The following is a 21,733-nucleotide window of genomic DNA, read 5'->3' as shown; positions in this document are numbered from 1 at the left end:
AGCACCGGACGGTGAAAATCGTCCGGTTTCGGTAAAAGCTGTCATACCTTTCCAAACAGGGATTAACCGGAGGTTACATGACCAAGTCAGAACTGATTGAAAGACTTGCTGGCCAGCATACTCATATCCCGGCGAAAGTCGTTGAGGATGCGGTCAAAGAGATGCTCGAGCACATGGCCACTACGCTGGCCCAGGGCGAGCGCATTGAAATCCGGGGATTCGGCAGCTTTTCTTTGCACTACCGCGCACCGCGCACTGGTCGTAACCCGAAAACGGGTGACAAAGTGGAACTGGAAGGTAAATACGTTCCCCACTTCAAGCCAGGCAAAGAATTGCGTGACCGTGCAAATATCTACGGCTAAGCCGTTACCGAACGATAAAAACGACACCTGCAGGTGTCGTTTTTTTTTGCCTCGCATTCAGGTTTGCGATCATGCTTCCATGTTGCTGTTCATTTCCTGCAACCACCATAAACTGCGCGTAATCCCTCTCTGAAATCGACATTTAGCCGCATGATTTTGCCTCTGCCAGCGCGCACAATCTGCGGCAATGACAGAAGAGGGCGTGCGCGTGACAATAACAGTGGTAGCCAGAATGATGCTCCTCGCGGCGCTGCCGCTGGGTATGCTGCCGCACATCCCTGCTTACAGCACCATTGTGCTGCTGTTAATAAGCGCACTGTTGCTGGCGTGTACATCAGTAATGCTTTTGCGCTACGCCGGACTGGGCTTGCTGCTGTTGAGCTGGGCACTGATCGAGGCGCGTCAGACGGTCGATACCCTCGAGCAACTGACCGTGGCACCGGTGGCGGCCACGCTTCAGATAACTGCAGTGAATCCCGCGAAGAACCAGCTCACGGCGCAGATAATCCGGACAGGTGACCGCTACGTCTTTCCACCGTTGTTTGTCACGCTGCGTAATGTCAGCGATGAGGTCGCCTGGTGTGCGGGACAGCGCTGGCAGATGCAGCTGCGGCTACGCGCGGTGCACGCCCGGCTCAACGAGGGCGAATTTGATCTGCAGCGTTTTGCCATTGCTAACCACAGCGCGCTGCAGGGGCGTATTGTCAGCCAGCAGGCTGAGTCTCTGCGCTGCAGCTGGCGGACGCGTTTTATCGATCATCATCTGGCGCGTTTCACCGGGTTAACGCAGCCCGCAATAATACAGGCACTGGCCTTTGGCGTGCGTGACGCGATGACCCCGGCCCAGCGAGCCTTGCTGCGCGAAACCGGTACCGCGCACCTGATGGCCATCTCCGGCATGCATATCGCGCTGGCGGCCAGCGTAGGCTGGCTACTGGCGCGCGTCATCCAGTTAGTGTTACCTGCCAGGCAAATCGGCTATCTGATGCCGCTGCTGATCAGCGGGTTAACAGCGGCAGCTTATTGCTGGATCTCCGGCAGTCATCCGCCGGCACAGCGCGCGATGCTGGCGTTAACGCTGTGGCTGGCGACGCGTATAGCTGGCTGGCAGCTGAGCAACTGGCAGGTGTGGACGCTCTGCGTAGGGAGTTTGTTATGGCTTGATCCGTTGACGGTGCTGTCTGAGAGCTTCTGGCTGTCGGCGCTGGCCGTGGCGATGCTGATACTGTGGTTTCAGTGGTTTCCTCTGTCGCCACGTTTCCGCCAGCCGCGCCGCTGGCTCATGCTTCGACTGCTGCACCTGCAATTGGGCATGATGATTCTGATGGCGCCGCTGCAGATCTTTCTGTTCCACGGGCTCAGCCTGAGCGCGCTAGTGGCCAACCTGCTGGCAGTGCCGGTGGTGTCGCTGATTACCGTGCCGTTGATTCTGCTGGCGATGCTGTTGCCGCTGCCTGCAATCGCCATTCCGCTATGGCAGCTGGCCGACCTGTCGGTCAGCCTGGTGATGCAGGGGCTGGCGTGGCTGCCCGCCGGCTGGTGGCGCTGGAGCGATACGCTGCCGGCGGTGCTGCTGCTTTGGGCCGGGCTGGCGCTGTGGCGCAGCGGCTTGCTCGCGAAGGCGCTGATGCCCTGCTGCGCGCTGTTGCTCTTGCTGTGGCTCTGGCGCAGCAATGCCCAGCAGGACGACTGGCAGATTGACATGGTCGATGTCGGACATGGTCTGGCGGTGGCGATCAGCCAGGGAAATGAGGTGATGCTGTATGACAGCGGACCCGGCTGGGCAGAGGACAATGCTGGCGGGCGGGTTTTGTTACCCTGGCTGCACTACACCGGGCGCCAACTGCAAGGGGTGATCCTGAGCCACAAGCATCTCGATCACCGTGGTGGATTAGCCGCGCTGCAACAGGCGCAGCCTGGTCTGCGGGTACGCAGCGCGCTCGGCGAGCCCGGGCATCTGCCGTGCTATCGCGGCCAGCAGTGGCAGTGGGGGCGTTTGCACTTTCACGCGCTATGGCCGCCGCGCGCGCAGACCGCCGGGCAAAATAACGACTCCTGCGTGGTGCGCGTGGATGATGGCCAGTTCAGCCTGTTACTGACCGGGGACATCGAGCTGGAGGCGGAGCGCAAGCTGGTCGCCCTCGAAAAACACGGTTTAAAATCCACTGTTATCCAGGTGCCCCATCATGGCAGCCGGAGCTCCTCCGGCCCTTTACTGTTACGGAGTGTTGCCGGGCAGGCGGCGCTGGCCTCGCTGGCGCGCTATAACGCCTGGCGTATGCCCGCCGTCGCCGTGGTCCAGCGTTACCGCGAGCAGGGCTATCGCTGGTATGACACTGCGCAATCAGGCCAGATTCACATCGCGATACGGCAGGGTCGCTGGCAGATTAAGGGGTTAAGAGAGCAAATAATCCCCCGCTGGTATCATCAGTGGTTTGGCGTCAAACGCGATTCCAGGTAGAATGAGCGGCTATTTCAAACAGCGTGAATAAATAATGCATCAAGACAAAGACCTCTCAACGTGGCAGACATTTCGCCGACTCTGGCCGATGATTGCACCGCACAAGGCTGGCCTGATTGTGTCCGCCGTGGCGCTGATACTCAATGCGGCAGGCGACACCCTAATGCTCTCCCTGTTGAAACCTTTACTGGATGATGGTTTCGGCAAAGCCGACAAATCCGTTCTGCTGTGGATGCCGCTGGCGGTCATCGGCCTGATGCTGATCCGCGGCGTAACCAGTTATATCTCCAGTTACTGCATCTCATGGGTCTCCGGCAATGTGGTGATGAACATGCGCCGTCGCCTGTTCGGCCACATGATGGGCATGCCGGTTGCATTCTTTGACCAGCAGTCTACCGGTACGCTGCTGTCGCGGATTACCTACGATTCTGAACAGGTGGCCTCTTCCTCCTCCAGCGCGCTGGTGACGGTGGTACGCGAAGGCGCATCGATCATTGGCCTATTCATCATGATGTTTTACTACAGCTGGCAGCTGTCACTGATTTTGATCCTGCTGGCGCCGCTGGTCTCTTTTGCCATCCGCACCGTATCCAAGCGTTTCCGCAGCATCAGTAAAAATATGCAGAACACCATGGGGCAGGTGACCACCAGTGCTGAGCAGATGCTGAAAGGGCATAAAGAAGTACTGATTTTTGGCGGACAGGAAGTTGAAGCTGAGCGTTTCTCGCAGGTGAGCAATAAAATGCGCCAGCAGGGCATGAAACTGGTCTCGGCCTCTTCGATTTCCGATCCGGTGATCCAGCTGATCGCATCGCTGGCGCTGGCTTTTGTACTGTATGCGGCCAGCTTCCCGAGCGTGATGGATACCCTGACTGCCGGTACCATTACCGTGGTGTTCTCGTCGATGATCGCCCTGATGCGCCCGCTGAAATCGCTGACCAACGTCAATGCCCAGTTCCAGCGCGGCATGGCAGCCTGTCAGACGCTGTTCACTATTCTGGATAGCGAGCAGGAGATCGACAACGGCAAGCGCGAAATCACGCGTGCAAAAGGGGATGTTGAATTCCGCAACGTGACCTTTACCTATCCGGGCCGCGACATTCCGGCGCTGCGTGATATTAATCTCACGCTGCCCGCGGGTAAAACCGTGGCGCTGGTGGGCCGTTCCGGCTCGGGTAAATCCACCATGGCCAGCCTGCTGACGCGTTTTTACGATATCAACGAGGGCGAGATTCTGCTGGATGGCCACGACCTGCGGGAATATACCCTGCGATCGCTGCGTAATCAGGTGGCGCTGGTCTCGCAGAATGTCCATCTGTTCAACGACACCATCGCCAATAACATTGCTTATGCACGCAACGGTGAATACACCCGCGAGCAAATCGAGCAGGCGGCGACCATGGCGCACGCCATGGACTTCATCAACAAGATGGATAACGGTCTCGATACGGTCATTGGTGAAAACGGCGTGCTGCTGTCTGGCGGCCAGCGTCAGCGTATCGCCATTGCCCGTGCGCTGCTGCGTGACTGCCCGATTTTGATTCTCGATGAAGCCACTTCGGCGCTGGATACCGAATCCGAACGCGCCATCCAGTCGGCGCTGGATGAGCTGCAGAAGAACCGCACGTCGCTGGTGATTGCGCACCGTCTCTCCACCATTGAAAAAGCCGACGAAATCGTGGTGGTCGAGGATGGGCGTATCGTAGAGCGCGGCACCCATGAGGTGCTGCTGGCGCAGAAAGGCGCTTACGCGCAGCTGCACAAACTGCAGTTCGGTCAATGATTGAACGTATCTGGAGCGGACGCTCGCCGCTGTGGCTGCTGTTGTGGCCGCTGAGTCTGCTGTATGGCGCTATCACCTGGCTGATTCGCCTGAGCTATCGGCGCGGCTGGCGTACCCGCTGGCGCGCGCCCTGTCCGGTCATTGTCGTTGGCAACCTGACCGCGGGCGGCAACGGTAAAACACCGCTGGTGATTTGGCTGGTGCAGGCGCTGCAACAGCAGGGGCTGCGTCCGGGTGTAGTGTCGCGCGGTTACGGCGGTAAGGCGGAACGCTATCCGCTGCTGGTCAATCAGGATAGCGCGACGGAACAGGCTGGTGATGAACCGGTGCTGATCGCCCAGCGCACCCAGGTGCCGGTGGCAGTGGCACCGCAGCGCCGGCTGGCAATCGAGGCCCTGCTGGCGGCGCATCCGCTGGATGTGATTGTGACGGATGATGGCCTGCAGCACTATGCGTTAGAGCGCGATCGCGAAATCGTGGTGGTGGATGGCGTGCGTCGCTTTGGTAACGGCTGGTGGCTACCGGCCGGACCGATGCGTGAACGCGCATCGCGACTGGCGCAGGTTGATGCCGTGGTAGTCAACGGGGGCAGCGCACAGGCTGGCGAGATCGTCATGACGCTGCAGCCGGGTCTGGCGGTCAATCTGCTGACCGGCGAACAGGCTGCGCTGACGCAGCTGCCGCCAATTGTCGCGATGGCCGGCATCGGTCATCCACCGCGTTTCTTCAATACGCTGCAGCAGCAGGGCGTGCAGCCGGTGGCAGAGATTGCCTTTGCCGATCACCACGCTTATAGCGAAGAAGAGTTACGCAGCCTGACTCAGGATGCACAGTGCCTGCTGATGACGGAAAAAGACGCGGTCAAATGCCGCCATTTTGCCCGCGCTAACTGGTGGTATCTGCCGGTGGATGCGCATCTGGCGGGCGCGCCACTGGCCGCATTACTGGCCGATCTGACGCAACTCTGTACAGCTGCGCGCGACGCCCGGTCGCGCTAACCATCTAAAGGGACGACGTAATGACCAGCACGCATTCCCTCTCTCTGCAAACCGCCCGCAACCTGCACCTCTCTGCCCAGGGCCTGCTACGTCCGCCGCGCCGTCAGGCGCGTTTTGCCGATATTCACGCCTGCGTGCGGCAGATGTCGTTGCTGCAAATCGATACCATTAATGTGGTTGCGCGCAGTCCGTATCTGGTGCTGTTCAGCCGGCTGGGCGCTTTTCCTGCTGAGTGGCTGGAGCAAACGCTGGCGGCGGGCGCGCTGTTTGAATACTGGGCGCATGAAGCCTGTTTTATCCCTTTTGAAGATTATCCGCTGCTGCGTCACCGCATGCTGGCTCCGCAGCGCCTGGGCTGGAAATACAATCAGCAATGGGTGGATCAGCATCAGCAGGAGATCGCCGATCTGCTGCAACATATCGCCGCCACCGGTCCGGTACGCGCCGCTGATTTTGCCAGCGACAAGCACACCAAACCCGGCTGGTGGGCGTGGAAGCCGCACAAGCGACATCTGGAGAACCTGTTCAGCGCCGGTGAGCTGATGGTTGTCGAGCGCCGTAACTTCCAGCGCGTCTACGATCTGCGTAGCCGGGTGATGCCGCACTGGCGCGACGAGCAGCATGCGCTGAGCGAGAACGAGGCGGTGATGCAGATGCTGGATCACAGCGCGCGCAGCCTCGGCATTTTCCGCGCCAGCTGGCTGGCCGATTACTACCGGCTGAAACGTGCGCCCATCGCACTCTGGCTGGCGCAGGCCGCTGAGCAGGAAGTGATTCAGCGCGTTGAGGTTGAGCAACTGGGCGAGATGTGGCTGCACCACACGCAACTGCCGCAACTGGCGCAGCCGCAGGCCGCCACGCACAGCGCGCTGCTGTCACCGTTTGATCCGGTGGTATGGGATCGCCGCCGCGCGCTTGAGTTGTTCAATTTTGACTACCGCATCGAGTGCTATACGCCGGAGCACAAACGTAAATACGGCTATTTTGTCCTGCCGCTGCTGCACCGCGGCGTACTGAAAGGGCGCGTCGATGCCAAAATGGATCGCCAGGCGCAGCGCCTGATTCTGCGGGCCTTCTGGCTGGAGCCCGGCGTGCGGCTGAGCCAGCAGTTTCTCGCCGATGTGCATAAAGCCATTAACCGCTTCGCCGCCTGGCAGGGCGCCAGCGAAGTGGTGCTGGAAAACGCGCCTGATGCGCTGCGGGCCGCCTGGTCCACGTGCTGGCACGTCAGCATATAAGCCGATGGCGGCGCGCCGCCCCTGATTGCGCTATGGTATGCTAATCCTCTGACGTATCGGTCCTGAAAGGAGAAAAGTATGGATCACCGTTTACTTGAGATTGTGGCCTGTCCGGTCTGCAACGGAAAACTGTATTACAACAAAGAGCAGCAGGAGTTGATTTGCAAACCCGACGGACTGGCGTTCCCGGTGCGTGACGGTATTCCGGTATTGCTGGAAGTGGAAGCGCGCACCCTGTCCGTTGAAGAGATTCATCCATGAGTTTCGTAGCGATTATTCCGGCACGCTACGCCTCCACGCGCCTGCCGGGCAAACCGCTGCTGGATATTCACGGTAAACCGATGGTGGTGCACGTGATGGAACGTGCACGCGAGTCCGGCGCCGAGCGGGTGATTGTGGCCACCGATCATCCTGACGTGGCGGCGGCGGTGACCGCTGCCGGCGGGGAAGTCTGCATGACGCGCGCCGACCATCAATCTGGTACCGAGCGCCTGGCCGAGGTGATTGAAAAGTATCAGTTTGCTGACGATACCATCATCGTGAATGTACAGGGCGACGAGCCGATGATTCCGGCGGAGATTGTGCGTCAGGTCGCGGACAATCTGGCCCAGGCGGATGCCGGCATGGCCACGCTGGCGGTACCGATTCACGAGGCAGAAGAGGCGTTCAATCCCAACGCGGTAAAAGTGGTCACCGATGCCAGCGGCTATGCGCTCTATTTTTCACGTGCGACCATTCCGTGGGACCGCGAACGTTACGCGCAGTCGCGTGAGCAGATTGGCGATACACTGCTGCGCCACATCGGTATCTATGCCTATCGCGCCGGTTTCATCCGTCGCTATGTGGCATGGCAACCCTGTGCGCTGGAGCAGATCGAGTTGCTGGAGCAGCTGCGCGTGCTGTGGTACGGCGAAAAGATCCACGTGGCGGTAGCGGCCACCGTGCCGAGCGTCGGTGTGGATACGCCGGACGATCTGCTGCGCGTGCGAGAAGCGATGCAGGCATAATCGTCAGCGGCCAGCGCCCCGGCTGGCCGCAAAGTTTGATCTGGCGCTAAGTTTTGCGCCGTCATGACCTCCAGGATGGTGCAATGAGTTAACTCCGGAGGACTCTTCCATGGAACAACTCCGTGCAGAACTGGCGCTGGTGCTGGGCGAAAGCGTCAGCCGGCTGGAAACCATCAGCGAACAGGCACAATCGCGTCTTTACGCCCTCTATGATGACCACGGCAAGCCGATGCCGCTGGTGGCCAAATATTTTCGTCATCAGGGACGCGCCGCGCTCGAAGCGAAAAAACTCACCATGCTGGCGCATGAAGGGCTGATTACGCTGCCCACGGTGTACGGCCTGGTTTTGAGTCAGCAACCGCCGGCGCATGAAATGCTGCTGCTGGCGCGCTTAAATGGCGTATCGGCCGAAGCGCCGGCGCGCACGGCAGCGCGCTGGGAGCAGCTGTGTGAACAGATTGTCGAAGGGCTGCTGGCGTGGCACCGCATTGACAGCCATGGCCTGGTCGGCAGCGTTGACAGCGTGCAGGAAAATCGCTGGCCGGCATGGTATCGCCAGCGGGTGGAGGTGCTGTGGTCCACGCTGGGCTATCTGTCGCCCCCCGGATTTACCCACGCCGATCGTCAGATTCTGTTCCGCAGCCGCGAACAGCTGGCGCAGCTGTTTGTCGGCTTTGACGACCCGTGCGTGCTAATGCACGGCAATCTGCGTCTCGCCAGTATGCTGAAAGACCCGCACAGCGATCAGCTGGTGGCGATGACCCAGCCGGGCACCATTTTGTGGGCCCCGCGTGAGTATGAGCTGATGCGCCTGGCGGAAAACGGTGCTGAAGCATCGCTGCTGCAGCACTATTTACAGCGTGCGCCGGTGGATGACGGTTTCGTCTGGCGCCGCTGGCTCTATCAGCTGTGGGATTGCGTTGACACGCTGGTCAGCAGCGGCCAGTTTGACCGCCCGCGCTTTGACCATGCCCGCGCGCAGCTACTCCCCTGGCTCGGCTGAAGGTTTGCCACTGCCGCGCAGCCGCTGCCAGATCAGCCCCAGCGTTTCGTACACCGCGCGCTGGCTATGGCTGAGCCACAGCGGCGAGGGCAGCGTGCGATCCCAGACGCTGATCGGTGAGGTGATCGCCAGCTGGTTAGCCGGTGCCGGTAGCGGATTCAGGCCGGCGCTCTGGAAAAAGTGCATGGCGCGTGGCAGATGGTTGGCAGACGTCACCAGTAAAAACGGATGCTGCCCGATGGTCTGCTTCACCGCCAGCGCTTCTTCGCCGGTGTCATGTGGCTGATCCAGCACGATAATGGCATCGTCGGGCACGCCAAGGCTGCGCGCCACGTCAGCAGCAACGCTGGCGTTGCTGCGCGGATTGTAGCCCGCAGCGGCACCGGTGAAGATCATTTTGGCCTGAGGATAGCGTCGCCACTGGCGAACGCCTTCGGTCACACGCGGCAGGCTGTTGTTCAGCAAGTTGGAGCTCGGTGCCCACTGCCGGTTATAGGTGTAACCCCCGCCCAGCACCACGATATAGTCCACCGGCTCGCTGCCATTCCACGTGGCATACTGGTTTTCCAGCGGGGCCAGCAGCCGGTCGGCCACCGGTTGCAGACTCAGCAGTAACAGCATCAGCCAGCTCAATGAGATAAGGATTTTGCCGCTTTTTTGCCAGCGGCTGAACCAGAGCAGTAAAAGTCCTGCCGCCATAAGCGTTAACAGCAATGGCAAAGGCAGTAGCATCGCGCCAATCCATTTTTTTAAGGCAAAAAACATCGAAAACGTCTCCTTTTGTCCGAAAAAACAGCAGCCAGACAGTTACTGCGGCATGAAAGGTTCATTCTTGTCGAGCCTGTGACAAAATAGCACAAGTTGAATGCAGCAAAGCGGAGCCATCACCATGCAGGATCGTAACTTTGACGATCTGGCGGATAAATTCTCGCAAAATATTTATGGCACCCGTAAAGGCCAGGTGCGTCAGGCGATCATCTGGGATGAGCTGAACGCCATTCTGCCGACGCTGCCCGCCGGCCCGCTGACGGTGCTGGATGCCGGTGGTGGCGTCGGTCAGATCTCCAGCGGTCTTGCTGCGCAGGGGCATCAGGTATTGCTGTGCGACCTGTCGGGCGAGATGCTTAAGCTGGCCGCCGCCCATGCGCACAGCGCAGGTGTGAGCCACAACATGCAATTCAAACAAATTAGCGCGCAGCAGGTTGGCGAACATTTGGATAAGCCGGTGGATCTGGTATTGTTTCACGCTGTGCTTGAGTGGGTGGCGGATCCGCTGGCGGTGCTGCAGGCGCTGTGGCATACGCTGAAACCCGGTGGTGTGCTGTCGCTGATGTTTTATAACGCGCACGGCCTGACGTTCCGCACCCTGACGCTCGGCAATTTCGGCTATCTGCGCGCCAACATGAACAAGCGCAAAAAACGCACGCTGTCGCCGGATTTCCCCCGCGATCCTGACGATGTACAGCGCTGGCTGACGCAGTGCGGATTTATCACCGAGCAGCGTGCCGGTATCCGCGTGTTCAGTGACTACATGAAGCCGCAGCCCGGCGCCGGGAAGAGCGTTGAGGAAATTATTGAGATGGAACGGCGCTACTGTCGTCAGGAGCCCTTTTTGAGTTTAGGGCGCTATATCCACGTGACTGCGCGCAAACCCAGGTAGAAGGATCAACTATGAGCGAATTTTCCCAGACGGTCCCCGAACTGGTGGCATGGGCGCGCAAGAATGACTTTTCCCTTGCGCTGCCGGTAGAACGTCTGGCGTTTTTGCTGGCCATCGCCACCCTCAACGGGGAGCGCATGGACGGCGAGATGAGTGAAGGTGAGCTGATTGACGCCTTTCGTCACGTCAGCAAAGCGTTTGAACAAACCCACGAAACCGTTCAGGTCCGTGCTAACAACGCCATCAACGACATGGTGCGTCAGCGCCTGCTTAACCGTTTTACCAGCGAGTTGACCGAAGGTCACGCCATCTATCGTCTGACGCCACTGGCGATCGGCATCACCGACTATTACATCCGCCAGCGCGAATTTTCCACGCTGCGCCTGTCGATGCAGCTGTCGATTGTTGCGCAGGAGCTGAAGCGCGCCGCCGACGCCGCCGAGGAAGATGGCGACGAATTTCACTGGCATCGCAACGTCTTTGCGCCGCTGAAATATTCGGTCGCGGAAATCTTTGACAGCATCGACATGACGCAGCGCCTGATGGACGAACAGCAGCAGGCGGTAAAAAGCGATATCGCCGATCTGCTGAATAAAGACTGGCGCGCGGCCATCTCCAGCTGTGAGCTGCTGCTGTCGGAGACCTCCGGCACGCTGCGCGAACTGCAGGATACGCTGGAAGCGGCAGGCGACAAGCTGCAGGCTAACCTGCTGCGGATTCAGGACGCCACGCTAAGCAGCCCGGATCTGGGCTTCGTCGACAAGCTGGTGTTTGACCTGCAAAACAAGCTCGATCGCATTATCAGCTGGGGCCAGCAGGCCATCGATCTGTGGATCGGTTACGACCGCCACGTGCACAAATTTATTCGTACCGCCATCGACATGGATAAAAACCGCGTGTTCGCGCAGCGTTTACGCCAGTCGGTGCAGAACTATTTCGATCAGCCGTGGGCGCTGACCTACGCCAATGCCGACCGTCTGTATGATATGCGCGATGAAGAGATGACGCTGCGTAACGACGAGGTGATGGGCGAGCTGCCGCCGGAGATGGAGTACGAAGAGTTTAACGAAATCCGCGAGCAGCTGGCGGCGATGATTGAAGAAGCGCTGCAGATTTACAAGCAGCAGCAGAAGCCGCTGCATCTCGCCACGGTGATGCGTGATTATCTGGCGCAGTATCCCCGAGCGCGCCACTTCGACCTCGCACGCATCGTCATCGATCAGGCGGTGCGACTCGGCGTGGCCGAAGCCGATTTAGCCGGTCTGCCTGCGGAATGGCAGACCATCAATGATTACGGAGCCAAGGTGCAGGCACATGTCATCGACAAATATTGAACAAGTGATGCCGGTCAAACTGGCGCTGGCACTGGCAAACCCGATTTTTCCCGCGCTTGACAGCCAGTTACGCGCCGGCCGCCACATTGGTATTGAAGAGCTGGATAATCACGCTTTTCTGATGGATTACCAGCCGTTTCTGGAAGAGTTTTATGCGCGCTACAACGTTGAGTTGATCCGCGCACCGGAAGGGTTTTTCTATCTGCGTCCGCGCTCAACCACGCTGATCCCGCGCTCGGTGCTGTCCGAGCTCGACATGATGGTGGGTAAAATTCTCTGCTATCTCTACCTGAGCCCGGAGCGGCTGGCCAACGAGGGTATTTTCACCCAGCAGGAGCTGTACGACGAGCTGCTGTCGCTGGCGGATGAAAGCAGGTTGCTGAAGCTGGTTAACCAGCGCTCCACCGGGTCGGACCTGGATCGCGCCAAACTGCAGGAGAAGATGCGTGCGTCGCTCAGCCGTCTGCGCCGTCTCGGCATGGTGTGGTTTATGGGCAACGACAGCAGCAAGTTCCGCATCATGGAGTCCGTTTTCCGCTTTGGTGCGGATGTGCGCAGCGGTGACGACGCACGTGAAGCGCAGCTGCGCCTGATTCGTGACGGTGAAGCGATGACGCTGGAGAACGCACCGGTCGCCAGTGAGAGCGACGAGGCAGAAAATGACAGCGAACACGACGCGAGCGAGCGCGCGGAGGATGAACAGGCATGATTGAACGCGGTAAATTTCGATCGCTCACGCTGATCAACTGGAACGGTTTCTTTGCCCGCACCTTTGATCTGGATGAGCTGGTCACCACGCTGTCCGGCGGTAACGGTGCCGGTAAATCGACCACCATGGCGGCGTTTGTTACGGCACTGATTCCGGACTTAACCCTGCTGCATTTCCGTAACACCACTGAAGCCGGTGCCACGTCCGGCTCGCGCGACAAGGGCCTGCACGGCAAACTGCGCGCGGGCGTCTGCTATGCGGTGCTGGACGTGGTCAACTCGCGCCATCAGCGCGTGGTGGCCGGCGTGCGCCTGCAGCAGGTGGCCGGACGCGATAAGAAAGTCGACATCAAGCCGTTTAGTATCCACGGCCTGCCGACCGATACGCTGCCAACCGATATGCTGACCGAAATTCTCGGCAGCCGTCAGGCGCGCGTGCTGCCGCTGGCAGAAGTGAAGGAGCGGATGGAAGCGCAGGAGGGCGTGCAGTTCCGCCAGTTCAGCTCGGTCACGGACTACCACGCCATGATGTTTGAGCTCGGCGTGGTGCCGCGTCGTCTGCGCACCGCCGGCGATCGCAGCAAATTCTACCGTCTGATCGAAGCCTCGCTGTATGGCGGTATCTCCAGCGCCATTACCCGCTCGCTGCGCGATTACCTGCTGCCGGAAAACGGCGGCGTGCGTAAAGCGTTCCAGGATATGGAAGCGGCGCTGCGCGAAAACCGCATGACGCTGGAAGCGATTCGCGTTACGCAGTCGGATCGCGATCTGTTTAAGCATCTGATCTCTGAAGCCACCAGCTACGTTTCTGCCGACTACATGCGCCACGCCAACGAGCGTCGCATCCATCTCGACGGTGCGCTGCAGCTGCGTAACGAGCTGTTCACCAGCCGCAATCAGCTGGCATCGGAACAGTATCGTCACATCGAAATGGCGCGCGAACTCTCTGAGCACAACGGCGCAGAGAGCGATCTGGAAACCGATTATCAGGCGGCGAGCGATCACCTTAATCTGGTCCAGACGGCGATGCGTCAGCAGGAGAAGATCGCGCGTTACGACGCCGATCTGGAAGAGCTGACCTACCGTCTCGAAGAGCAGAATGAAGTGGTGGCCGAAGCGCGTGAGGTGCAGGAAGAGAACGAAGCGCGCGCTGAAGCGGCGGAAATTGAAGTCGACGAGCTGAAAAGCCAGCTGGCCGATTTTCAGCAGGCGCTTGATGTGCAGCAAACCCGTGCCATTCAGTATCAGCAGGCGCTGCAGGCGCTGGAAAAAGCGCGGGCGCAGTGCCAGCTGCCGGACCTCACCATCGACAACGCCGCAGAGTGGCAGGAAACCTTCCAGGCGCGCGAAGAAGAGGCCACCGAACGGCTGCTGCGCCTGGAGCAGAAGCTGAGCGTGGCGGAAGCGGCGCACAGCCAGTTTGAACAGGCGCTGGCGCTGGTCACCAGCATTGCCGGCGAGGTAAGCCGGCAGGATGCGTGGCAGGTCGGGCGCGAATTGCTGCGCGATGCCGCTAACCAGCGCCATCATGCCGAACAGCTCTCTTCGCTGCGTCTGCGTCTCAACGAACTGGAAACCCGCCTGCGCGAGCAGCATGACGCCGAACGTCTGCTGGCCGACTTCTGTAAACGTCAGGGCCAGCAGTATGACGCTGACGCGCTGGAAGGCCTGCAGCGTGAGCTGGAAGCGCAGATAGAGCAGCTGAACGAAAGCGTGGCCGACGCCGGTGAACGCCGCATGCTGATGCGCCAGGAGCTGGAGCAGCTGCGCGAGCGTATCACTGCGCTGACCGCGCGGGCACCGCACTGGCTGGCGGCGCAGGAGATTCTTACCCAGCTGAGCGAGCAGACCGGCCAGACGCTGAGCTGCAGCCAGCAGATCACCGAATATATGCAGCAGCTGCTGGAGCGCGAGCGTGAAACCACCGTTGAGCGTGATGAAGTGGCGGCGCGCAAGCGTGAAGTCGAGCAGCAGATTGCGCGACTCAGCCAGCCGGGCGGCGCGGAAGATGCGCGCCTGACTCAGCTGGCGGAACGGTTTGGCGGCGTGCTGCTGTCAGAAATTTACGATGACGTGACGCTGGATGATGCGCCGTACTTCTCCGCGCTGTATGGCCCATCGCGTCACGCTATTGTGGTACCGGACCTGTCGCTGGTGCGCGAGATGCTCGACGGCCTGGAAGAGTGTCCGGAAGATCTCTATCTGATCGAAGGCGATCCGCAGTCGTTTGATGACAGCGTCTTTAGCGTTGACGAGCTGGAAAATGCGGTCGTCGTTAAAGTGGCGGAGCGCCAGTGGCGTTATTCGCGCTTCCCGAAAGTGCCGCTGTTTGGTCGCGCGGCGCGGGAAAATCAGCTGGAGCTGTTGAACAATGAGCGCGACCAGCTGGCCGAACGTTTTGCCACGCTGTCATTTGACGTGCAGAAAACCCAGCGTCTGCATCAGTCGTTTAGCCGCTTTATCGGCAGCCACCTGGCGGTGGCCTTCGACGAAGATCCGGAAGCTCAGATGCGTCAGCTTAACAGCCGTCGTGGCGAGCTTGAACGTGCGCTGGCGCAGCACGAGAATGACAACCAGCAGCAGCGTGCTCAGTTCGAGCAGGCAAAAGAGGGTGTGGCGCAGCTCAACCGCCTGCTGCCGCGCGTTAACCTGTTGCTTGACGACTCGCTGGCCGACCGCTGCGAAGAGATTCGTGAGCGGGTGGAAGAAGCCCAGGAAGCCGCGCGCTTCCTGCATCAGCACGGCGCGAAACTCAGCAAGCTGGAGCCGCTGGTGGCGGTGCTGCAGAGCGATCCGCAGCAGCACGAACAGCTGACGCGTGATTATCAGCAGGCGCAGCAGCAGCAGCGCGAAGCGCGTCAGCAGGCATTTGCCCTGACCGAAGTGGTGCAGCGCCGCGCGCACTTCAGCTATGAAGATTCGGCTGGCATGCTGACCGGTAACAGCGATCTCAACGAAAAACTGCGCCAGCGTCTGGAGCAGGCGGAAGGCGAACGCAGCCGCGCGCGCGAACGCCTGCGCGAACATCAGGCGCAGCTGACGCAGTATTCCCAGGTGCTGGCATCGCTGAAGAGTTCGTATGACGCCAAGCGCGACATGTTGAAAGAGTTGCAGCAGGAGATGCAGGATATTGGCGTGCACGCTGATGCCAGCGCCGAGGAGCGTGCGCGCAGCCGGCGTGACGAACTCTACACGGCGCTCAGCCACAACCGTGCGCGTCGCAATCAGCTGGAGAAACAGCTCACCTTCTGCGAAGCCGAGATGGATAGCCTGCAGAAGAAACTGCGCAAGCTGGAGCGCGATTATCACCTGATGCGTGAGCAGGTGGTCAGCGCCAAAGCGGGCTGGTGCACCGTACTGCGTCTGGTGAAAGAGAACGGCGTCGAGCGCCGTCTGCATCGTCGCGAACTGGCTTACCTGAGCGGCGACGAGCTGCGCTCGATGTCGGATAAAGCCCTCGGTGCGCTGCGCCTGGCGGTCGCGGATAATGAACACCTGCGCGATGTGCTGCGCATGTCGGAAGATCCAAAACGACCGGAGCGCAAGATTCAGTTCTTTATCGCCGTCTATCAGCATCTGCGTGAACGTATCCGTCAGGACATTATTCGTACCGACGATCCGGTTGAAGCCATCGAGCAGATGGAGATTGAGCTGAATCGTCTGACCGAAGAGCTGACGGCGCGTGAGCAGACGCTGGCGATCAGTTCGCGCAGCGCGGCCAATATCATCCGCAAAACCATTCAGCGCGAGCAGAACCGCATCCGTCAGCTGAACCAGGGCTTGCAGGCGGTGAGCTTTGGCCAGGTGCGCAGCGTGCGGCTGAACGTCAACGTACGCGAAACGCACGCCATGCTGCTGGATACGCTGTCGGAAGAGCATGAACAGCATCAGGATCTGTTTACCAGCAATCGCCTCACGTTCTCGGAAGCGCTGGCGAAGCTGTATCAGCGTCTCAATCCGCAGATTGATATGGGCCAGCGCACGGCGCAGACCATCGGTGAAGAGCTGCTCGACTACCGCAACTACCTTGAGATGGAAGTGGAAGTGAACCGCGGCTCAGACGGCTGGCTGCGCGCCGAAAGCGGGGCGCTGTCGACCGGTGAAGCGATCGGTACCGGCATGTCGATTCTGGTGATGGTGGTGCAGAGCTGGGAAGAGGAGTCACGGCGTCTGCGCGGTAAGGATATTTCACCGTGCCGCCTGCTGTTCCTCGATGAAGCCGCGCGTCTTGATGCGCGCTCCATCGCCACGCTGTTCGAACTGTGCGAGCGTCTGGAAATGCAGTTGGTGATCGCCGCGCCGGAGAATATCAGTCCGGAAAAAGGCACCACTTATAAGCTGGTACGTAAAGTCTTTAACAATACGGAGCATGTGCACGTGGTCGGACTGCGCGGTTTCTCCGCCGACCCGACGCCGGTGAAACAGGAAAATCCCGGCGCAGGCGTGGCCACTGAAAATAGCTAGCAGCAAATCTGGTTAAAAATTCAGGCTGCGGTTAATCTGTAAACGGCATCGGCCCTGCGAGGCGGATGCCGTTTTTTATTTTATACTCAACCATAAGAGTACAGGCGGTACACGGCGTTTTCAGGATGCTGTGTCTTTGGTAAGAAGGGGGCAGGGATGTTGCTGAACAAGAAGAGCAGAGTTAATCGTGCTGCAATAGCACTCAGTTTGTCACTGATGGCGGCACCGCTGGCTTTCAGCCAGGCGGCAGACGTCGGCGCGCTGCCGCACAGCACGCTGTCAGTGGCTGCCAGCCAGCAGCAAATTCAGCAGGCATTTAGCCCCAGCGAACGACCCTTTTATCTGCCCGGCCTCGCCGGCATCTATGCGGCACGCAACATGGCGCCGCTGTGGCAGGATCGCGACGCCGTGCAGGCTTTCCAGCAGCAGCTGGCAGAAGTGGCGCTCTCCGGCGTACAGCCGCAGTTTACCCGCTGGGTAGAGTTGCTCACCAATCCGGATATCAAAGGCTTCGCGCGGGACGTGGTGCTGAGCGACGCCATGCTTGGCTATCTGCAGTTTGTCGCTAACGTACCGACCCAGGGCGAAACCTGGCTGTACAGCAATGTGCCGTACAAGCTGACCATGCCGTCACTCTCCGCCATTAATCAGTGGCAGAACGCGGTGAACGGCGGCGGCAGCCGCGCCTTTGTGGTGTCGCTGCAGCCGCAGCATCCGCAGTACGCACCGATGCACAGTGCGTTAAAAGCGTTGCTGACCGATAACCGGCCGTGGCCGCAGCTGCGCGATAAGGGCACGCTGCGCCCGGGTCAGATCAGCGATGATGTGCCGGCGCTGCGTGAGATTCTGCAGCGCACCGGGATGCTGACCGGCACGCACAGCGCGACGCCCACGCCAGCCGACGATGCCGTCCCGACGGCGCCGCAGCCGGTGAGCCAGAGCGATCAGCCCGTGGCCGTCAGCCCGTCGGCCACCAGCGTCAGCGATCTGCCGGCGCAGGTACCGCAGGCCAGCGGCAACATCAGCACGGTCACCCCGGCTGCCAGCAATAATGTTTACGACAACACGCTGGTGGAGGGGGTAAAACGCTTCCAGCACTGGCAGGGACTGGCAGACGACGGTGCCATCGGCCCGCGTACCCGCGAGTGGCTGAATGTTTCGCCGCAGATGCGTGCGGCGCTGCTGGCGCTGAATATTCAGCGTCTGCGTCTGCTGCCGGATGACATGCACAACGGCATCATGGTGAATATTCCCAACTATTCCCTGACCTACTACAACAACGGCAATACCATTCTGTCCTCGCGGGTGATTGTCGGTCGTCCGGACCGCAAAACGCCGCTGATGCGCAGCGCGCTCAATAATGTGGTGCTCAATCCACCGTGGAACGTGCCCACCACGCTGGTGCGCCAGGATATCGTGCCGAAGGTGAAGCAGGATCCGAGCTATCTGTATAAGCACGGCTACACGCTGCTGTCGGGCTGGAGCGCTGATGCGGAAGTGATCGATCCGTCGATGATTGACTGGCACATGGTGTCCGCCGCCAGTTTCCCGTATCGCATTCGTCAGGCGCCGGGTGCCAGCAACTCGCTGGGCCGCTATAAATTCAACATGCCGAGTTCAGACGCGATTTATCTGCATGACACGCCGAACCATGGCCTGTTCCAGCGTGATATCCGCGCGCTCAGCTCCGGCTGCGTGCGCGTTAACAAAGCTTCTGAACTGGCCGATCTGCTATTGCAGGATGCGGGCTGGAACGACAGCCGTATCTCTGACACGCTGAAGCAGGGCGATACGCGTTACGTGCCGATTCGCCATCGCATTCCGGTCAATCTCTACTACCTTACGGCCTGGGTGGCAGATGATGGCCAGCCGCAGTATCGTACAGATATTTACAATTATGATAATCCGGCGCGCTCCGGCAGCCAGGTGCTGACCAAAGCGGGGCAGCTGCTGCTCTAAGCGTTGATTTCCCTGTTATCCTTCCCTCAAAGAAAATGGCAAGACCGGTCTGGAAAATTGATTTCAGACCGGTTTTGCGCATTCTGTGACAGATTGTGGGTTGACTGCTTACCAGGCTGCGGTTACTGTTCGGCCTTGTGTACTTTTTGCACATATTTTTATCGTTTTAGATTAGGTAACCCCGCTTCATGGCTAATTTTGATTCTCAACGTCGTCGTTTATTGCTGCTGGGTGGCGCAGCGGCTGGATTGTCACTGCTGCCAGGTGCAGCGCTGGCGTCAGTTTCCACCTCCCGCCCCCGGGTATTAACGCTCAGTAACATGCATACCGGTGAAACCCTCAAAACTGAGTTTTTTAACGGTAAGAGTTATGACAAGGATGAGTTAGCTCGCTTAAACCACTTCTTCCGTGATTACCGCGCCAATCAGGTTAAACACATCGATCCGCATCTGTTTGACCAGCTCTATCGTTTGCAGACGCTGCTCAACACGCGCAAACCGGTGCAGCTGATCTCCGGCTACCGTACGCTGGCGACCAATAATATGCTGCGTGAATCGGGCCCTGGCGTGGCTAAACACAGCTATCACACCAAAGGGCAGGCGATGGATTTCCACATTGAGGGCATTTCTCTGAGCAATGTTCGCAAAGCGGCGTTATCTATGCGCGCCGGTGGTGTAGGATATTACCCGCGCAGCAACTTCGTACACATTGATACCGGGCCTGCAAGGCACTGGTCCTGATACCGGCAGCGCTGCGTGTGTCGGTCATGGAGCGCTATGAATTACCTGATTATTCCGGTCACCGCCTTTTCACAGAACTGTTCCGTTATCTGGGATGACGAGACGCAACAGGCTGCGCTGGTTGATCCCGGCGGCGATGCCGAAACCATTATTGCCGTGCTGGCGGAGCGAGGCTTAACGCCGTCGCAAATCCTGCTGACCCACGGCCATCTCGATCACGTCGGTGCCGCTGCGGAACTGGCGCAGCACTATCAGGTGCCGATCGTCGGGCCGCAGCCAGCCGATGCCTTCTGGCTGGATAACCTGCCCACTCAAAGCCGGATGTTTGGTTTGCCGGAGTGCGCGCCGCTGACGCCAGATCGCTGGCTGGAAGAGGGCGAAACTGTACAGCTGGGCAACGTGACGCTGGAAGTGCTGCATTGTCCCGGGCATACGCCAGGCCATATCGTGTTCTTTGACCGTGCTGGCCGTCTGCTGATCTCCGGTGATGTGATTTTTAACGGTGGCGTCGGGCGCACCGATTTCCCGCAGGGTAGCCACAGCGATCTAATCGCGGCCATCCGGGATAAACTTCTGCCGCTGGGTGATGATGTGACGTTTGTCCCCGGCCATGGCCCGATTTCCACCCTCGGCCACGAGCGCGTCAGTAATCCTTTCCTGCAATAAAAAAATGGGCCTGATGGCCCATTTTTCGTTGGTCACAGCACGGCGACTATCGCTTCGCACAGTGCCGACATATTATCCGGCGTCATGCCTGCCACGTTAACGCGACCGGAATTCACCGCATACACGCCAAACTCTTCACGCAGACGCACCACCTGATCTTTGGTCAGACCGCTGAACGAGAACATGCCGTTCTGTTTGATGATGAAGCTGAAATCGCGCTGTGCGCCTTTCTCCGCCAGGGTATTCACAAACAGCTGACGCATACGCTGAATGCGCTGGCGCATGTCGGTCAGTTCCTGCACCCAGATGGTACGCAGCGCGTCGTTACCGAGAATGGTGGCGACCACGGCAGCACCGTGCGACGGCGGGTTAGAGTAGTTGGCGCGGATGCTGTATTTCACCTGGCTGAATGCTGTCTTCGCCACGTCGGCTGTTGCCGCTACCAGCGTCAGCGCACCGACACGCTCGTTGTACAGACCAAAGTTCTTCGAGTAGGAGCTGGCGACGATCAGTTCCTGATGGGATGCGGCGAAAATGCGCAGGCCTTCAGCATCTTCATCCAGACCGCGCGCGAAGCCCTGGTAGGCGAAGTCGAACAGCGGCAGCCAGCCTTTCTCCAGCGACAGCTGCGCCAGCTGTTGCCACTGGTCAGCGGTAGGATCGATACCGGTCGGGTTATGGCAGCAGCCGTGGAACAGCACCACGTCGCCCGCCTGCGCTTCCTGCAGCGAGGCCAGCATGCCGTCGAAGTCGAGGCTGTGGGTCGCCGCATCGTAATACTGGTAATCACACACTTCCAGACCGGCAGCGTTGAACACGTTTTTGTGGTTCGGCCAGCTGGGATTGCTCACCCAAACGCGTTTGACGTTGGTTTGCGTAGCGAGGAAATCCGCGGCGACGCGCAGCGCTCCGGTACCGCCCGGCGTTTGCGCAGTGCAGGCGCGGCCAGCGCTAATCAGCGCATTCTCTTTGCCAAACAGCAGTTCCTGCGTGCAGCGCGCGAAAGCAGCCAGACCATCAATGCTGAGGTAGTTTTTGGTGGTCTCGTTCTCCAGCAGATACTGCTCAGCTTTTTTCACACTGGTCAGCACCGGCGTTTTGCCGGTTTCATCTTTATAAACACCAATGCCAAGATTGATTTTATTCGGGCGGTCGTCGGCGCGAAACAGGTCAGCCAGTCCCAGAATAGGATCGGCTGGTGCGGCAGAGATTGATTCAAACATGAGTCAGTTCCGTTAGGGTGAACTTTAGCAAAATGAGCTATCAGGTTAACGTCAGACGCAACGCTTGCCAACCGCTGACATAAAAAAGAAATAACTGTGGCGTATAAAGTAATGGCGCTAATCGGGA

Annotated in this window: 17 protein-coding genes; 15 read left to right on the top strand and 2 right to left on the bottom strand. The window is 59.4% G+C overall.

All coding sequences use genetic code 11. The annotated features are described in order from the left end of the window. The first annotated feature begins 77 nt into the window (after positions 1-77). The 8 genes from ihfB to K7H94_RS12025 all read left to right on the top strand — a co-directional run bounded on the left by ihfB (position 78) and on the right by K7H94_RS12025 (position 8,852). Positions 78-362 carry an integration host factor subunit beta gene (gene ihfB, locus K7H94_RS12060; RefSeq protein WP_010618275.1) on the top strand — a complete coding sequence of 95 codons (285 nt, stop codon included), beginning with the start codon at positions 78-80 and terminating at the stop codon, positions 360-362. Between the two features lie 232 nt (positions 363-594). After that, the gene (locus tag K7H94_RS12055) at positions 595-2,823 is read left to right on the top strand and encodes a DNA internalization-related competence protein ComEC/Rec2 (protein WP_245001373.1); all 2,229 of its coding nucleotides are present in this window, start codon (positions 595-597) and stop codon (positions 2,821-2,823) included. 34 nt (positions 2,824-2,857) lie between these two features. Continuing rightward, a complete protein-coding gene (gene msbA / locus K7H94_RS12050; RefSeq protein WP_021508343.1) occupies positions 2,858-4,606 on the top strand; it encodes a lipid A ABC transporter ATP-binding protein/permease MsbA in 1,749 nt (582 codons plus the stop codon). Further along, positions 4,603-5,604: a tetraacyldisaccharide 4'-kinase gene (lpxK, locus tag K7H94_RS12045; protein ID WP_222951104.1), complete on the top strand. Its 1,002-nt coding sequence runs from the start codon at positions 4,603-4,605 to the stop codon at positions 5,602-5,604. Before msbA ends, lpxK begins: the two co-directional genes overlap by 4 nt. Positions 5,605-5,624: 20 nt before the next feature. Beyond that, positions 5,625-6,842, top strand: coding sequence for a winged helix-turn-helix domain-containing protein (locus K7H94_RS12040; protein WP_222951103.1), 1,218 nt, complete (start codon positions 5,625-5,627; stop codon positions 6,840-6,842). Between the two features lie 78 nt (positions 6,843-6,920). After that, entirely contained in the window at positions 6,921-7,103 is a 183-nt protein-coding gene (locus tag K7H94_RS12035) for a Trm112 family protein (RefSeq protein WP_010618270.1), read from the top strand. Continuing rightward, positions 7,100-7,849 carry a 3-deoxy-manno-octulosonate cytidylyltransferase gene (gene kdsB / locus K7H94_RS12030; RefSeq protein ID WP_058757760.1) on the top strand — a complete coding sequence of 250 codons (750 nt, stop codon included), beginning with the start codon at positions 7,100-7,102 and terminating at the stop codon, positions 7,847-7,849. The genes K7H94_RS12035 and kdsB overlap by 4 nt, the downstream gene beginning before the upstream one ends. Before the next feature lie 109 nt (positions 7,850-7,958). Continuing rightward, a complete protein-coding gene (locus K7H94_RS12025) occupies positions 7,959-8,852 on the top strand; it encodes a YcbJ family phosphotransferase (protein WP_222951102.1) in 894 nt (297 codons plus the stop codon). Here the strand turns inward: K7H94_RS12025 and elyC are convergent. Continuing rightward, on the bottom strand, positions 8,832-9,617 hold the full coding sequence (gene elyC / locus K7H94_RS12020) for an envelope biogenesis factor ElyC (protein WP_222951101.1): 786 nt from the start codon (positions 9,615-9,617) through the stop codon (positions 8,832-8,834). The genes K7H94_RS12025 and elyC overlap by 21 nt on opposite strands. A 124-nt stretch (positions 9,618-9,741) precedes the next feature. On the opposite strand from elyC, the gene cmoM reads away from it, so the two are divergent. The 7 genes from cmoM to K7H94_RS11985 all read left to right on the top strand — a co-directional run bounded on the left by cmoM (position 9,742) and on the right by K7H94_RS11985 (position 20,383). Then, positions 9,742-10,512, top strand: a complete 771-nt coding sequence (gene cmoM / locus K7H94_RS12015; protein ID WP_058769552.1) for a tRNA uridine 5-oxyacetic acid(34) methyltransferase CmoM — start codon at positions 9,742-9,744, stop codon at positions 10,510-10,512. 11 nt (positions 10,513-10,523) lie between these two features. Further along, positions 10,524-11,846, top strand: coding sequence for a chromosome partition protein MukF (gene mukF, locus K7H94_RS12010; protein WP_058757757.1), 1,323 nt, complete (start codon positions 10,524-10,526; stop codon positions 11,844-11,846). Further along, positions 11,827-12,555, top strand: coding sequence for a chromosome partition protein MukE (gene mukE / locus K7H94_RS12005; protein WP_031279857.1), 729 nt, complete (start codon positions 11,827-11,829; stop codon positions 12,553-12,555). The genes mukF and mukE overlap by 20 nt, the downstream gene beginning before the upstream one ends. Then, positions 12,552-17,018 (top strand): chromosome partition protein MukB, encoded by a 4,467-nt coding sequence (mukB, locus tag K7H94_RS12000; protein WP_222951100.1) that lies wholly within the window; start codon positions 12,552-12,554, stop codon positions 17,016-17,018. The genes mukE and mukB overlap by 4 nt, the downstream gene beginning before the upstream one ends. A gap of 156 nt (positions 17,019-17,174) precedes the next feature. Beyond that, positions 17,175-18,977, top strand: coding sequence for a L,D-transpeptidase (ldtD, locus tag K7H94_RS11995; RefSeq protein WP_222951099.1), 1,803 nt, complete (start codon positions 17,175-17,177; stop codon positions 18,975-18,977). Between the two features lie 188 nt (positions 18,978-19,165). Next, a complete protein-coding gene (gene mepK, locus K7H94_RS11990) occupies positions 19,166-19,717 on the top strand; it encodes a peptidoglycan L,D-endopeptidase MepK (protein ID WP_031279855.1) in 552 nt (183 codons plus the stop codon). 36 nt (positions 19,718-19,753) lie between these two features. Continuing rightward, positions 19,754-20,383 carry an MBL fold metallo-hydrolase gene (locus K7H94_RS11985; protein ID WP_021508331.1) on the top strand — a complete coding sequence of 210 codons (630 nt, stop codon included), beginning with the start codon at positions 19,754-19,756 and terminating at the stop codon, positions 20,381-20,383. Positions 20,384-20,415: 32 nt separating this feature from the next. On the opposite strand, the gene K7H94_RS11980 is transcribed toward K7H94_RS11985, so the two are convergent. Next, on the bottom strand, positions 20,416-21,606 hold the full coding sequence (locus K7H94_RS11980; protein WP_222951098.1) for an amino acid aminotransferase: 1,191 nt from the start codon (positions 21,604-21,606) through the stop codon (positions 20,416-20,418). Positions 21,607-21,733: the final 127 nt, after the last annotated feature.

Origin of the sequence: Pantoea dispersa, from assembly GCF_019890955.1 — a bacterium.
Lineage (GTDB): Bacteria > Pseudomonadota > Gammaproteobacteria > Enterobacterales > Enterobacteriaceae > Pantoea > Pantoea dispersa.
Note: the sequence above shows the minus strand (reverse complement) of the source record. Positions and strands in the feature narration are given on the sequence as shown.